13 protein-coding genes are annotated in these 13,781 nt (G+C 51.7%); 9 read left to right on the top strand and 4 right to left on the bottom strand.

The annotated features are described in order from the left end of the window. Positions 1–15: 15 nt before the first annotated feature. Entirely contained in the window at positions 16–933 is a 918-nt protein-coding gene (locus MO867_RS04145; RefSeq protein WP_252464887.1) for a PP2C family protein-serine/threonine phosphatase, read from the bottom strand. A 333-nt stretch (positions 934–1,266) separates the two neighbouring features. On the opposite strand from MO867_RS04145, the gene MO867_RS04140 reads away from it, so the two are divergent. Together MO867_RS04140 and MO867_RS04135 are read left to right on the top strand one after the other, a co-directional pair. Next, positions 1,267–2,133 carry an FHA domain-containing protein gene (locus tag MO867_RS04140; RefSeq protein ID WP_252464885.1) on the top strand — a complete coding sequence of 289 codons (867 nt, stop codon included), beginning with the start codon at positions 1,267–1,269 and terminating at the stop codon, positions 2,131–2,133. Next, complete coding sequence (locus tag MO867_RS04135) at positions 2,130–2,387, top strand: glutaredoxin family protein (RefSeq protein WP_252464883.1); 258 nt, start codon at positions 2,130–2,132, stop codon at positions 2,385–2,387. The genes MO867_RS04140 and MO867_RS04135 overlap by 4 nt, the downstream gene beginning before the upstream one ends. A 1-nt stretch (position 2,388) precedes the next feature. On the opposite strand, the gene MO867_RS04130 is transcribed toward MO867_RS04135, so the two are convergent. Continuing rightward, on the bottom strand, positions 2,389–4,392 hold the full coding sequence (locus tag MO867_RS04130) for a transglycosylase SLT domain-containing protein (RefSeq protein ID WP_252464882.1): 2,004 nt from the start codon (positions 4,390–4,392) through the stop codon (positions 2,389–2,391). Between the two features lie 155 nt (positions 4,393–4,547). Between MO867_RS04130 and MO867_RS04125 the strand changes: the two genes are divergently transcribed. Further along, complete coding sequence (locus MO867_RS04125) at positions 4,548–6,413, top strand: ATP-binding cassette domain-containing protein (RefSeq protein ID WP_252464880.1); 1,866 nt, start codon at positions 4,548–4,550, stop codon at positions 6,411–6,413. 54 nt (positions 6,414–6,467) lie between these two features. On the opposite strand, the gene MO867_RS04120 is transcribed toward MO867_RS04125, so the two are convergent. After that, on the bottom strand, positions 6,468–6,911 hold the full coding sequence (locus tag MO867_RS04120) for a universal stress protein (RefSeq protein WP_252464878.1): 444 nt from the start codon (positions 6,909–6,911) through the stop codon (positions 6,468–6,470). A gap of 145 nt (positions 6,912–7,056) precedes the next feature. Here MO867_RS04120 and MO867_RS04115 point away from each other — a divergent pair, with 145 nt between their 5' ends. The 4 genes from MO867_RS04115 (at position 7,057) to MO867_RS04100 (ending at position 11,332) form a co-directional block, all read left to right on the top strand. Beyond that, on the top strand, positions 7,057–7,587 hold the full coding sequence (locus MO867_RS04115; RefSeq protein WP_252464876.1) for a hypothetical protein: 531 nt from the start codon (positions 7,057–7,059) through the stop codon (positions 7,585–7,587). Positions 7,588–7,793: 206 nt separating this feature from the next. Next, positions 7,794–10,481 carry a type I DNA topoisomerase gene (gene topA / locus MO867_RS04110; RefSeq protein ID WP_252464874.1) on the top strand — a complete coding sequence of 896 codons (2,688 nt, stop codon included), beginning with the start codon at positions 7,794–7,796 and terminating at the stop codon, positions 10,479–10,481. A gap of 3 nt (positions 10,482–10,484) precedes the next feature. Continuing rightward, a complete protein-coding gene (locus MO867_RS04105) occupies positions 10,485–10,976 on the top strand; it encodes a DUF6586 family protein (protein ID WP_252464872.1) in 492 nt (163 codons plus the stop codon). 98 nt (positions 10,977–11,074) lie between these two features. After that, positions 11,075–11,332, top strand: a complete 258-nt coding sequence (locus tag MO867_RS04100) for a hypothetical protein (protein ID WP_252464870.1) — start codon at positions 11,075–11,077, stop codon at positions 11,330–11,332. Positions 11,333–11,398: 66 nt separating this feature from the next. Here the strand turns inward: MO867_RS04100 and lexA are convergent, their stop codons facing one another. Beyond that, a complete protein-coding gene (lexA, locus tag MO867_RS04095) occupies positions 11,399–12,004 on the bottom strand; it encodes a transcriptional repressor LexA (protein WP_252464869.1) in 606 nt (201 codons plus the stop codon). 162 nt (positions 12,005–12,166) lie between these two features. Between lexA and MO867_RS04090 the strand changes: the two genes are divergently transcribed. Beyond that, positions 12,167–12,808 carry an LOG family protein gene (locus MO867_RS04090; RefSeq protein ID WP_252464867.1) on the top strand — a complete coding sequence of 214 codons (642 nt, stop codon included), beginning with the start codon at positions 12,167–12,169 and terminating at the stop codon, positions 12,806–12,808. A 320-nt stretch (positions 12,809–13,128) separates the two neighbouring features. Further along, positions 13,129–13,761, top strand: a complete 633-nt coding sequence (locus MO867_RS04085; protein ID WP_252464865.1) for a TetR/AcrR family transcriptional regulator — start codon at positions 13,129–13,131, stop codon at positions 13,759–13,761. Positions 13,762–13,781: the final 20 nt, after the last annotated feature.

Genomic DNA, 13,781 nt, shown 5'->3' with positions numbered 1-13,781 from the left:
AACGCTTCCCTTGTATCAAAGCAGGTATAAAAACCCGACGATAGCTGCCGTGGTCAGTGCTGCAGCAAGGAAGAAGGTAAGAGGCTTGAAACTGCCGGGGGCAGCGCCGGAAAAAGTGGTTTCACTTTCTTGCAGGGGGGAGGATTCGGAGAGGGGAGGGGCTGCGGCCGGGGCGTCAATAATTTGTATTGTTACGTTGTCCTTACCACCGGCATCCAGAGCGGCGGTAATTAGAAGTTCGGTGGCCTGATGAGTATCGCTATTTTCCGCCAATATTCCCGCTATTACCTCATCTGGTACTTCTGAGCTAAGACCGTCGCTACAGATAAGTAGCCTCTGCCCAGTGGCCCAGCGATAGGATACTCGATCGACTTCAAGCTTTGGGTTTGTACTGCCGCCGATACATCGCGTGATCACATGCCGGTTTGGGTGGATAGCAGCTTCTTCGGAATTGATTGCGCCAGAATCCATCAGCATCTGCACATAGGAGTGGTCGCTGGTGAGCTGCGAGAGCTTTCCGTTTTGAACTTCGGGAGACCAAAGATAAGCGCGGCTATCGCCAACCCAGTAGATATGAAAATAGTCACCTTCCTCAGCGACCACAACGGCGGTAGACCCCATATTTGCTGTGGTTTGTTCATCCCCGAGCAGGAGAGCGTGCGCTTTTTGCAGGGCGCGCTCATAGTGTCTGTCAGTTTCTGCCGACTTCTGAATTTCTTCAACAACGGTTTTGCTGGCGAGTTCACCCGCATGGTGACCGCCCAAACCGTCAGCTACAACCCAGACACCTTTGTCTTCCGAAGCCCAATAGGCATCTTCGTTTTGTTCACGCTTGTAGCCGGTATGGGTGGCACCGGCACTGCGTGTAGCACTTTTAATGTGCTGAACTGTTCCGCTGTGCCGCGATACTTCGCGTACTTTGGCTTCACTCACTGGCGTGCAACTACCTGTAATTTATTTTAATCTTTCTGACGGTGATAACACATTGCTTGGCAATCACGCGTCTCTTCCCTGTCGCGCAACCGATAGGTTCAAACAAGAACGGCTGGCCGCAAAATAGGTCATCGCTGAATCAGTTAAATACTAGACCTTTGGGCCATTGTAAGCTGCAAACCGAATCACACGCTAACGATATTGCTCATGATAAACTCAACTTTATCGATAAAAGTGAGTGTACCGGCTGCTTTTTAACATTAGTCAAGCTCACTGTCTTCCATAATCGGGCCAGTCCTTGTACTGGCCCTCTTGGCTTTAGGAGCGATTTCGATGCTCAAACTATGTGATATCAAGGATTCGACCCAAAGCGTTTGGCTGGTATCTCCGGGCGTAACTGTTGGGCGGGCACAGAGTAGTGATCTGTGTATAGCGGATGATTCGATAGCGAAAGCACACCTGAAAATCTCTGTAGATGGCGATGCCCTAATTCTTTACAGCTTGTCTGGCGACGCGAGTGTTTTGCTCAATGGCAAGTCAATTGGTACTCCTTGTCGATTAAAAGTGAATGACCAATTGAGGGTGGGTAGCCGCACATTGAAAGTTATTGACCCCAAAATGGTGAAGCTCAAATCCAGTGCTCCTACCCCCTCATCGGCGAAAGGTGTTGCCTGGGCTTTGCGAGCCAACCACCGAGCTATTGCAGGGAAGGTTTTTCCAGTGAAAGGAAGCTCGGTAGTCGGGCGCTCTGATGAGTGCGATATTGCTTTCTCTCTTTCGCATCTGTCCCGGCGGCATGCGCGGCTTGAGGTGCGGGAGGGACTGCTTTTCGTAGTGGACCTGGGCTCTGCAAACGGGACCTTCATCAATAACCGAAAAGTGAGTGAGAGTCGAGTGCGCAGGGGGGATGAATTGCGTTTTGATACTTTAAGTTTTTCTGTGGTCGGGCCTGCCGATGACAATAACCGCACCGCTTTGCGTCCCGCTCTGGCGGAGTTTGATTTGCGCAATATTCCATCTGCAGCGGGAGGGCAAGGGGACGCGGACACCGTCCCTCATACAGTTCAAAAGAAAGTGAGCGATGGGGCGGCGGTGAAAGAAAAGCCTTCGGGGAAGAATAAGGTTTTTCTGGTGACTCTGGTGGCAGCACTGGGTACTGCCGGATATTTTTGGGGTGCCAGTCAGGGAGTTTTTGGATGAGTAAGTCCAGAGAGCTTTTACTCTACACCACACTGGGCTGCGGTCTGTGCGAGAAGGCAAAGGTGGAAATATGGCCGCAGTTGGAACTGTTCAACCTGCGGCTACGGGAGGTGGATATCGCTGAAGATGAGGCCCTGATGGAGCGCTTTTCCATCCGTATTCCCGTGGTGGGCCTCGGAGATCTGGGTGATGTGTGTGGCTGGCCCTTTGATCAAAGGCAGCTGCGGATCTGGTTGGAAGCGCGGCTGGATTGAGTTATAGCCGGCTCGCCGCTTCGTTTTCCCGCAATAATTGTAATTTAGTACCGCTTCGATAGGCGTAGATCACTGTGTACGCCAGTACATTCTGAACGTAGTTGCGAGTTTCTTTGTAGGGAATAGTTTCGATCCAAACATCGTAGGGCAGTTGTTTGCGAGTTTCTTTGAGCCAGCCGGCCACTCGGGTCGGGCCTGCATTGTAGGCGGCAGCGGCGAGAAAACGGTTATTGTCAAATCGGTTTAGCAGCGTGCTGAGATAAAAACTGCCGAGCGCAATATTGGTGCTTGGACTCAGTAGATCCCAGCTGCGTCGATAGCGCACACCCGCCCGCTGGGCTGTAGCTTTAGCCGTTGAGGGGAGAAGTTGCATAAGTCCCAGCGCACCAGAGCTGGACTTGGCATCGTGGCTGAAATGGCTCTCCTGGCGTGCCACCGCATAAATCAGGTAGGGTTCCAACGGCGAACTCTGGGCGCCCACTTGTTTGCTGACGTCGTGCACGATATCGGCAAAGGCGAGAGGGAATCGAAGTTCGAGGTCGTCGAGATATTCAGCAGCGAGTACCGATTGAATGGACTTGTGATACCAACCCCAGGCGCTGGCAACTTTGCCGGCGGCCAACAATTCCTGATGATCCATTGTCTTGGTTGCGTAGCGCCATTCCCTGCGGGCGTGGAATAACTCACCAATCGCTTGTAGTTCGCGTGCCCGGAGTAGCGCTGGCCGGTTAGCCATATCCTGTACCTGGATCGGAGTAATCGGGGCTGGGCGGTGCTCAAAGCTATATTGTTGCCCCAGTGTATCGGCGGCTAAAAAACCGTAATAGCTGCGATTGCGTGCGGCTTTGCGGTACAGGTGGGAAGAGGCCTCACTGCTACCCTGGCCATATAGTTCATCCAGGCAGCGGGCTTTCCAGTAGAGCCAGCGGTCGAGCTGTTGTTGTTCTACCGGTAACCGGTCGATCCAGAAAGCCACTTGTTGCCAATTCAGCTCGCGCAGGGATTGTCGGGCCAGCCACTCGATGGTACGCGCCCCTGTTACCGCGTGGTGCTCCACCAATTGCTGCAGCCGCTGCATATTATCCTGTCGCGCGAACTGTTGTGCCAGATGCTTAAACATCGTCTCTTGTTCAGCATCTGAAAACAGGTAGCTGGCCTGGTAGCGGTGCCAGGCGGCCTCAGCTTTGCCGGCATCTTTTTTTGCCAGCTGATGGAGCCCGTGCAATACGATACCGCGGTACTCCAGCGGGTTGTGAGCGAACGCTGAGTGCGTTAGGAGCTTGTTGGGGGATCGATGGATAGATTGTAAGAGTTTCGCTTTCTGTGCTTGTGAGGGCGTCATTTTCTTGGCTATATAACGTGCCAGATCCAGATTGTCAGCCTCTATGGCCAGCAAGTGGCGTTTCCACGCTAGCTCTTGGGTTAACCCTCCCCCTTTTATCCATTTGGCAAAGACCGGGTCACACTCCTTAACTTGCGAGCGCCCCACCAGCCAAAGTTCGGATATCAATTGCTGAGTTGGTTGTTGACCACCCTGCTGGGATAGGGCATTGGCGTAGTAACAGCGTAGAGAGGCGCGGTGATGCTTGGCCGGTTGGAAGTACCTCAGAAATGTTTCAAACTGTTTTTGATTACCCAATTGGCGCAGCAACCGGATCTGCATCCAGTCGCCAATGGCTGTATCCTTGTTTTGAGCCAAAAATTGATCAACATCTTTTAATGGCAACCGATGTAGCCGTTCGCTGATCGACCAATAGTCGATATAGGCGGCCAGCGGGTAATCTTTCAATTCTGTTTTGAGTTTTTGTAGTTGTTGTCGGTCGTTGTGGTTAATTGCCTGTCGCGCCCTGCGCAATTTTTCTCTGAGGTTCGTGTCATCGCCCTCAGAGACTTTCGAAGTGGCGACTCGGGCCGGCTCAGATTGCGTCGTAGCGGGGGCTGCGACGCTGAGGCAGGTGATAAGTAAGGCGGAAAGAAGCGCGATTCCTTTTGCGTCAGCTGACATCTCAATTACCTCGGTTGCAAATGTGTTTGCAGCTATGACTGACTACACGGTAAAAAAGCGTAAAATAGCTGATTTTTCACAGAACCCGATAGTGTCAATTTCGCTTCTTTCATCAGCGGAATCAGATTCGGGTTTGATAATTGTAGTGCCTATTTATGTTGCTTCTATTGGATGGGGTCAGTCTTCGTTACGGGACCCAGGTACTGGCAGATAATGTCAGCGCAAAAATTGAACGTGGTGATCGCATATGCCTGGTTGGGCGCAATGGTGAGGGGAAGTCCAGCCTGTTGCGTCTGATTGCGGGCAAGGTCGATGCAGATGGCGGTGAAATTGTTCGCGCCAGTGGCTTGGTTCAAGCGGTTTTGGAGCAGGAATTACCTGCTGATTGTAGCGATTCAGTCTATGGCTACGTCGCGGCGGGTTTGGGGGACATTGGTGCCGTTTTGGCTCGCTACCGGGAGTCTCCCGCCGCTGACCTTCAAGCAAAAATTGAAACTGCCCACGCGTGGGAGTTGCTCCCCAAAGTGGATAGTGTGCTGGATCGGCTCGACTTGAATGCCGATGAGCGGGTTGCCGATCTCTCTGGTGGCTGGCAGCGGCGTGCAGCGCTCGCTCGAGCGCTGGTGGTAGAGCCGGATCTCTTGATTCTGGATGAACCCACAAACCACCTGGACATTGCAGCAGTCGAATGGCTGGAAAATTTCCTCGCCAGTTACCGTGGCGCGCTGTTGTTTGTTAGCCACGATCGCGCTTTGGCGCAGCGTTTAGCTACGAGTGTCTGGGATCTGGATCGTGGGCATTTGCGAACTTTTCGATGCAAATTTGACCGTTACAAGGAAGAAAAAGAGAAACTGCTGGAAGAAGAAGCTAAAAATGACGCGCTGTTTGATAAGAAACTAGCTCAGGAAGAGACGTGGATTCGCCAGGGTATCAAAGCGCGCCGGACCCGTAATGAGGGGCGTGTAAGATCATTGCAGGCGCTGCGTGGCCAGAGAGCGGCGCGCAGAACCCAGCAGGGTACCGCAAAAATGGCCCTGGATAGCGGTGAGATATCAGGGAAGTTGGTGGCCGAATTAAACGATGTCACTTTCTCATACTCGGACGAGCAACCCTTGGTCAAAGATCTATCTTTCACGTTGTTACGTGGAGACAAGGTAGGTTTGATTGGCCCTAATGGGGTGGGCAAAAGTACTCTGATTAAATTGTTGTTGGGGGAATTGGAGTCTCAGGGCGGAAACCTGCGCCTGGGTACCAAGCAACAGGTGGCCTATTTTGATCAGCGCAGGGACCAGCTTAACCCTGACTTGACGGTGCTTGATAATGTTGCTGAAGGGCGCGACTCGGTCACTATTGGGGGTAAGAGCCGTCATGTGATGTCGTATTTGTCCGATTTTCTTTTCAGTGGGATAAAAGCGCGCACCAAAGTCAGTGCGCTGAGTGGCGGAGAGCGCAATCGGGCGCTTCTGGCGAAGCTGTTCAGCCAGCCGGCGAATATTCTGGTACTCGATGAACCCACCAATGATCTGGATGTGGAAACCCTGGAGCTGCTAGAGCAACTGCTACTAGATTTCAGCGGCACGGTTTTGCTGGTCAGCCACGACCGGGCTTTTTTGGATAATGTTGTTGGCTCTTGCCTAGCCTTTGAAGGAGAGGGGCGTGTCCGCGAATATGTCGGAGGTTATGGTGACTTTGTGCGCCAAGGTGGCAGTTTTGCGGTCGAGTTGAAAGAGACCAAGCTCGCTGCCACTTCCCCTACGGACAAACTAAAGGTTCAAGATACTGGGCCAGCAAAGAAAAAGAAGCTGAGCTATAAGCTGCAGAGAGAGTTGGATAACCTTCCCGCATTGATTGAAGCGCTGGAAGAAGGGGTATCGGCTATTGAGCAGGAGATCGCTGATCCCGGTTTTTATCTGCAGGAACAGCAACAGGTACAGGATAAGCTGAACTCACTCGCGGAGCGGCAAATTCAGCTGGAAGAGGCATTTGAACGCTGGTCCGAACTCGAGGGTGGGGACGAGTAAATGGTGGTGTGGTGGCCCTTTAGGCCACCACAATGACTGCTTTGTTGCTGGTGATTATTCATCATCCACATGAACTCGGATGGCCAGCACATCGCACTTTGCTCCGTGGAGGACCCCGTTTGCCGTGGAGCCGAGGAGGAGCGCCAGGCCGTGGCGACCATGGCTGCCGATAATCACTAAGTCGGCTTCGATATCCTTGGCTAAGCGGTGAATTTCTGTCGATGGTTGGCCGAGGATAACGTGCTGTCGATCGGCGGGGATATTCAGCGGGGTTGCCGCTTTTTGTAGCTGTTCCTTGGCCTGGGATTGCAACTGGTCCTGGACCTCGGAAAGGTCCATCGGGATATCGCCGCCATAGGCAAATGTCAGCGGTTCGATAGCATGGAGTAGGCTTAACTCCGCACCAAATGCTTCAGCCATGCCCGCAGCTTTCTCGAGTACCTGGGAAGACTCTTTTGAGAGGTCCAACCCCACCAGGATACGTTGGTATTTCGCCATAGTTTGCCTGCTCCTATCCCTATTTTTACTGAGTGAATACGCCCTGATGACACCTATTTTGAGTCTACCGTAAAAAAAACCGATTGACATAGATCACGCAGAACACAGCACAATAGTCACTTTTTTCCACTAATGAGGAGTGGTTATGTCTGATTGGTTACCGGTGATTATCATCGGATTTGCCATGGTGTTGGTACTGGGGCCGGTGATGTGGCTCAAGCCCAATGCCCGTGACAGCCGCCTTGCCGGCATGCGCAGTCAGGCAGCTCGGGCCGGTATTACTGTACAAATCCAAGCGTTGCCCGCAGCCCTTGGTGATGGCACAGCCGCTGTCTATTATCACCGTTGGCAAAATCCCAAGGGGCTCCAGGTAGGCTGGATTCTGGAGCTTCAGCGCATCGAACACGAGCTTAATTTTTCCGGGCAATGGGATTGGGCCAAGGGGCAGCCTGCCCCGAAAGACGCTTGGAAATATTTGCACGCACTGTTGGGGGAGCTGCCTCGGGATATTTGCGCTATCACCGCGACTCAGGTCGGTCTTGGCGTTCAGTGGCGTGAGTCTGGCGGAGATACAAGTTTCCAAAAACTTATGTCTTCACTGGATAAATACTCCCCATTAATAGAAGAAGCCATTCGAAAAATGAGGCCCAGCCCGACGACTCAGGAGCTGTCCTAAGGGGACGTTTGGGGTGCAAAATAGCGTCTGGTAAGTCGCATTTCGGTAGACTAATGGGTGCTAATTTTAGTGACTGAGACCGGAAAATTGTCAGCATTGCTTGACCGCGCCCTTAGTCAGGCTTATATATTCGCGCAGCGCAAGCCTGATTAGCAGGCTTGTAAGACTTGCAATAGCAGTAAATTTTCATTTGAAATCAAAGGCTTATGGGTAAATCACTGGTCATCGTCGAATCACCGGCCAAAGCGAAAACTATCAATAAATATCTCGGCAAGGACTTTGTTGTGAAGTCCAGTGTCGGTCATATTCGCGATTTGCCCACAGGTGGGGGCAATAAAAAGCCGGTTGACGCAAAGGAGCGCGCTCGTCGCGCAGCGGAAACACGTAAACTTTCGCCGGAGGCGAAAGAGGCTTTTAAGCGAAAGAAAAATCGTGAGCAGTTGATCAAGCGTATGGGGATTGATCCTGATCACGAGTGGCAGGCGCACTATGAAATATTGCCTGGCAAAGAAAAAGTGGTCAGCGAACTGCAGAGACTTGCCGAAGGTGCCGATCATATTTATCTCGCAACGGACTTGGATCGCGAGGGGGAGGCGATCGCCTGGCACTTGCGAGAAGCGATTGGTGGTGACAACGATCGCTACCGTAGGGTGGTCTTCAACGAGATTACCAAGTCTGCTATCCAGGAGGCTTTTAAGGATCCGGGACGCCTGAATATCAATCGTGTTAATGCGCAGCAGGCCCGTCGTTTCCTCGATCGGATCGTCGGTTATATGGTGTCGCCACTACTCTGGGAGAAAGTTGCGCGAGGCCTTTCGGCGGGACGAGTACAGTCTGTAGCTGTTCGCCTTCTGGTAGAGCGGGAGCGGGAAATCCGCGCGTTTATACCAGAAGAGTACTGGACCCTGTTTGCCGATACGACAACCACAAAGGCAGCCAAGCTATGCCTTGAGGTTAAGAAGCAGTCCGGCGAAGCTTTCCGTCCTGTCAATGAAACTCATGCCAGCAGTGCTACCAAGCAGTTGCAGTCCAGTGAGTTCGTCGTCTCTGGCCGTGATGACAAACCGACCAGTTCAAAACCCAGTGCCCCGTTTATTACTTCCACTCTGCAGCAGGCGGCCAGTAATCGCCTCGGCTTTAGCGTCAAGAAAACGATGACTCTGGCCCAGCGCCTGTACGAAGCGGGTCATATCACATACATGCGTACCGACTCTACGAACCTGAGTAAAGAAGCTGTGGGTTCCGCTCGGGAGTATATTTCTGAGAACTACGGTGATAAGTATCTGCCAGAGAGCCCGAACAGCTACAGCAGTAAAGAAGGCGCGCAAGAGGCGCACGAAGCGATCCGCCCGTCAGATGTTCGTATCGCACCCAATATGCTTTCTGGTGCGGAACGTGATGCAGAGAGACTCTACAACCTGATCTGGCAACAATTTGTCGCTTGCCAGATGACGCCGGCTCAGTTCACTTCCACTGCCATCGTGGTCACTGCCGGGGAGTTTGAGCTACGTGCCAGAGGCCGGGTGATACGTTTCGACGGTTTCCTTAAAGTGGCGCCATCGAGCGGTAAAAAAGATGAAGACCTGCTTCTTCCCGATGTCAAAGTGGGAGAGAAACTGGCCCTTGAGCAACTGGACCCCAAGCAGCACTTTACCAAGCCGCCTGCGCGCTTTAGTGAAGCGGCCTTGGTCAGAGAGTTGGAAAAGCGCGGTATTGGTCGTCCGTCCACTTACGCTTCTATTATTTCCACCATCCAGGATCGCGGTTACGTACGACTGGAGAATCGGCGTTTTTACGCGGAGAAGATGGGAGATATTGTTACTGATCGACTCAGCGAAAGCTTTAAGAACCTCATGGATTACGGATTTACCGCGAATCTGGAAGAGTCTTTGGATTCGGTTGCTGAGGGGGATAAGGGATGGAAGCAGCTTCTCGACGAGTTCTATCAGGATTTTTCAGGGCGTCTGGAAAAAGCCCAAGCAGCCGATGCGGGTATGCGCCGCAACTCGCCCACCGATACAGATATTGAGTGTGACAAGTGTGGTCGCCATATGCAGATCCGCACGGGCTCTACGGGGGTGTTCCTGGGTTGTTCCGGTTATGCTCTTCCACCGAAGGAGCGCTGTACCAATACCATGAACCTGGTTTCAGGTGATGAAGCGGTGGACGCGGACAAGGACGAAGAAGCCGAGTCCAGGCTTCTACGCGAGAAGCGCCGTTGTACCAAGTGCGGTACGGCCATGGATAGCTACCTGCTAGATGAGCAACGCAAGTTGCACATTTGTGGCAATAACCCTGATTGCAACGGTTATGCTGTCGAGCAGGGCACCTTTAAAATTAAAGGTTACGATGGTCCAATTATCGAATGTGATAAGTGCGGCAGCGATATGCAATTGAAGTCGGGGCGCTTCGGTAAGTACTTTGGCTGCACCAATGAAGACTGTAAGAATACTCGCAAGCTGTTAAAAAATGGGCAGGCGGCACCTCCGAAAATGGACCCGGTTCCCATGCCGGAGTTGGCATGTATCAAAGTGGAAGATCACTATATTTTGAGAGATGGTGCTTCCGGTCTTTTTCTGGCGGCCAGCCAGTTTCCGAAGAATCGAGAAACCCGGGCGCCGCTGGTAAAAGAGTTGTTACCGCACCAAAGTGAAATTGATCCAAAGTACAATTTCCTCTTTTCTGCACCGACGCAGGATGCGGATGGGCGGGATACTGTGGTTCGATTTAGCCGTAAAACCCAGGAGCAATACGTTCAGTCTGAGGAAGAGGGCAAAGCAACCGGGTGGCGCGCTTTTTATCGTGATGGCAGCTGGCAAGTGGAAGCTTCCAGTAAAAGTACCGCGGCAAAACGCAAAAAGCCGGCGACTAAAAAAGCAGCGGCGAAGAAGTAAGAGATGAGTAACCCTTACACCGTTCATGTCACCTCGGCATTGCGTAAGAGTCAGCTGCTGTTGCAGCTGCCTTGCGAAATATCCCTCCAGCGCTCAGCGCTGGAGGAGGCGGCATTGCTGCAGCTGTGGAAGGCCTACCAGGCCTTCCTTGCCGAGCAGGCTGCTCAGCTCCAATTAGGCTTTGAGCCTGACTCTCCTCAACTGATGGTCGATGCACTAAAGGCTCAGGGGCGGGCCAGTGCTGATGCAAATGAACTGGCGGATTTGCTCAAAGATTCAGGCAGCTGGCTATCCCATATGTTGTCCGCTTGGACAGCGTTACAGGAACTCTCTGTGATAGCGAAGGAAAAGAAACAGAAAGTTAATTTGATTCCATTGCACAATGAATCCCTGGGGTCAGATTTGACTATTTTGTCCCAAGAACAACTGCTTCAATGGCACCAAGCTTTGAGTGAATTGGTACGCAGGCAGAGAGCCCTCCTTGATGAATGTTAGTTTTCACACTATTGATTAGACTTAAATTGGGCGAATGAAACTTCTCGCAAGCCTGTGGTACACTGGGCGCAAACTGTTGTGCCGTGAAGGAAAAGCGAATGTCCTCCGAAACTTTTGAAATTATCGAGCTGGCTAATGGCGATGTAGCCTTGCGTCGTGCTGGCCACAAAGAGGACCCTTTGGTGAGCATCCATTTTTCAGCAGAAAGTCTTCAGTTTCTCAGAAAGCACAAAATCGCTGTGGCCAGAGCAATGCTGGAAGCTGGTATTGAGGCTGTACAAAATCTGGACGATTTAGAGGCGGGTTATTTCGAGGAAGAAGACGAGCTGATGCCAGCTAATCATACGATTCATTGATACTGACTAGCTTCCATATTCTATCAACAGCGGCCAAAGGCCGCTGTTGTCGTTTCTGGGAGCTGCTTAAGGTGTTTGACGGATCACACCTACAGCCAGACCCTCAATAACAAAGTTCTTATCTCTCATATCGACTTGAATTAGATCAAAGTCATCATTTTCTGGCAGCAGTTGTACGGTGGCCTGATTGCCTTTGCGGCGAAAGCGCTTCACAGTTACTTCGTCATCAATACGAGCCACCACGATTTGCCCGTTGCGCACCTGCTCGGTCTTTTGTACAGCCAGTAAATCCCCGTCGAGAATGCCTGCGTCGCGCATACTCATGCCGTGCACTCTCAGCAGGTAGTCTGCGGGGGGGTGGAAAAAGCTGGCGGGTAGGTCGCAATAATCTTCGATATGTTCAGCGGCGAGGACTGGGTTACCCGCAGCAACCCGTCCAATAATCGGTAGACCGGATTGGTAGTCGGGAATACGGATGCCACGGGAAGCGCCGGCAACCATCTCGATGGCGCCTTTTCTAGCCAAAGCCTTCAGGTGTTCTTCAGCGGCATTGGGTGAGCGGAACCCCAGTTCCTGGGCAATTTCTGCGCGTGTCGGCGGATAGCCTGTTTCATTCAGGTAAGCTTTGATCAAATCGAGAACCTGGGCCTGGCGTGCGGTGAGATTGGTCATGGATTTACCTATTTTTCTGTATTTATATACAGTTGCTGGAATTATATACAGATTTAATGTTCGCGCAATCCTTAGGTTTTAGTCTTTGTGAGCTGCTACATTGAGGTAGAAAGAAAGGAAAGAAGAAAAGGTTGAAGTAACTGACAAAGAGGGAAAAAAATAATGTTAGATGCAAAGATGCCTGAAGCGTGGAGAGTGCTGCGTATCCAGTCTGAGCTGATTGACGGAATAGAGCGTTTGATCGTGCTTGGCGATGCGGTAACGGTATTTGGAGGGGCGAGGTTTACTGAGGACAGCCCCGAGTATCAGCAAGGGGTGAGGTTGGGAAAATTACTTGCCGCAGAAGGAATTCCTGTTATTACCGGTGGTGGGCCGGGATTAATGGAAGCATGCAACCGAGGCGCCTTTGGTCAGCCAGGTACTTCGGTCGGATTGAATATAGAGCTGCCATTTGAGCAGGCCGCAAACCCTTATCAGGATATTAGTTTAAATTTCCGTTACTTTTTTGTGCGCAAATTTATGTTTGTAAAGTATGCGCTGGGATTTGTTGGGCTTCCCGGCGGATACGGCACGTTGGATGAGCTATTTGAGGCGTTGACCCTGGTGCAAACACAAAAAGTTCGACGTTTTCCCATTGTGCTTGTCGGTAAACGTTACTGGGGTGGCCTATACAATTGGTTGGTAGATACCGTTCTCGAGCGCGATTGTATCGATGTCGGTGATCTCGATTTATTTCATATTGTTGATAGTGTTGAAGAGGCGTCAGATCTCATCTTGAAATATATGCAGGCTGCTAAAGGATAGTCTGTTTAGACTAACTAAAATTCTTTTGGTTGTTTTGAATCTACCCCAATAATCTTCTGTTGCGCCACCTTCAATTAATGAGATATGGGCGTGGCGAGTCAGCTTCTGTTGAAGCTGTTTGGATTTCACCAGATTACCCCTCGCCTGAAGTTTACTTTTCTTTTCTCCGTGCTACAGGTTTTAGTGCGCTAAGTCCTGTTAATCAGGGCTGCCACTGCGCCATGGGAGCGCAGCAAAGCCGGTGTAGCCCATAGGCGTGGCGGAGAATATGCTACTCTGGCGACAATTAAACGTTTGTTTTAAATGGTGGTTTGAGGCTTATGAGCCAGACGGATACGGTCAGCCGGATACTGGATGCAGCAGAGGTGCTGTTTGCTGAGCGCGGATTTACTGAGACTTCCCTGAGGACGATTACCAGTACTGCGGGGGTGAACCTGGCCGCCGTTAACTACCACTTCGGCTCAAAGAAGGAGTTGATTCAGGCTGTATTCGAGCGTTTTTTGACGCCTTTTACCCGTGCGCTTGAAGAGGAGTTGAACCGCCGTATTGCCGAGGGGGTACCGCTGGGGGTGCAGGAGCTTATTGAGTGCTTGTATCGAGTTGGATTGGGTAGCTTGGGCTTGGAGGGGAAAGATCCGCAGAGATTTATGCGTCTATTGGGTCTCGCTTACACCCAGTTTCAGGGGCATCTGCGGCGGTTTATTGTATCGCGCTATGGCGATACCTATCGTCGCTTTGCCGGGCTGTTAGCTGAGGCGCTGCCGGGGTTGGACCCGGAAACATTTTATTGGCGCCTCTATTTTATGCTCGGCGCCACGATTTTCACGCTGTCGAGTCACGATGCCATTGAAGCTATCCTGCGTGAGGACTTCGGCACACGCAGCAGTCTACCGGAAACACTGGAGCGGTTGGTGCCCGCTGCTTCAGCCATGCTTAAGGTCGATAGTCACTAAGCCCAATTGAACGCTGAGAA

Origin of the sequence: Microbulbifer okhotskensis (assembly GCF_023895975.1) — a bacterium.
Lineage (GTDB): Bacteria > Pseudomonadota > Gammaproteobacteria > Pseudomonadales > Cellvibrionaceae > Microbulbifer > Microbulbifer okhotskensis.
This window is presented reverse-complemented; position numbering and strand designations above follow the sequence as displayed.

Coding starts and splice junctions, on each gene's coding strand:
- MO867_RS04140 (WP_252464885.1), top strand. CDS start 1,267: ATGCTCAAACTATGTGATATCAAGGATTCGACCCAAAGCGTTTGGCTG.
- MO867_RS04135 (WP_252464883.1), top strand. CDS start 2,130: ATGAGTAAGTCCAGAGAGCTTTTACTCTACACCACACTGGGCTGCGGT.
- MO867_RS04130 (WP_252464882.1), bottom strand. CDS start 4,392: ATGTCAGCTGACGCAAAAGGAATCGCGCTTCTTTCCGCCTTACTTATC.
- MO867_RS04125 (WP_252464880.1), top strand. CDS start 4,548: ATGTTGCTTCTATTGGATGGGGTCAGTCTTCGTTACGGGACCCAGGTA.
- MO867_RS04120 (WP_252464878.1), bottom strand. CDS start 6,911: ATGGCGAAATACCAACGTATCCTGGTGGGGTTGGACCTCTCAAAAGAG.
- MO867_RS04115 (WP_252464876.1), top strand. CDS start 7,057: ATGTCTGATTGGTTACCGGTGATTATCATCGGATTTGCCATGGTGTTG.
- topA (WP_252464874.1), top strand. CDS start 7,794: ATGGGTAAATCACTGGTCATCGTCGAATCACCGGCCAAAGCGAAAACT.
- MO867_RS04105 (WP_252464872.1), top strand. CDS start 10,485: ATGAGTAACCCTTACACCGTTCATGTCACCTCGGCATTGCGTAAGAGT.
- MO867_RS04100 (WP_252464870.1), top strand. CDS start 11,075: ATGTCCTCCGAAACTTTTGAAATTATCGAGCTGGCTAATGGCGATGTA.
- lexA (WP_252464869.1), bottom strand. CDS start 12,004: ATGACCAATCTCACCGCACGCCAGGCCCAGGTTCTCGATTTGATCAAA.
- MO867_RS04090 (WP_252464867.1), top strand. CDS start 12,167: ATGTTAGATGCAAAGATGCCTGAAGCGTGGAGAGTGCTGCGTATCCAG.
- MO867_RS04085 (WP_252464865.1), top strand. CDS start 13,129: ATGAGCCAGACGGATACGGTCAGCCGGATACTGGATGCAGCAGAGGTG.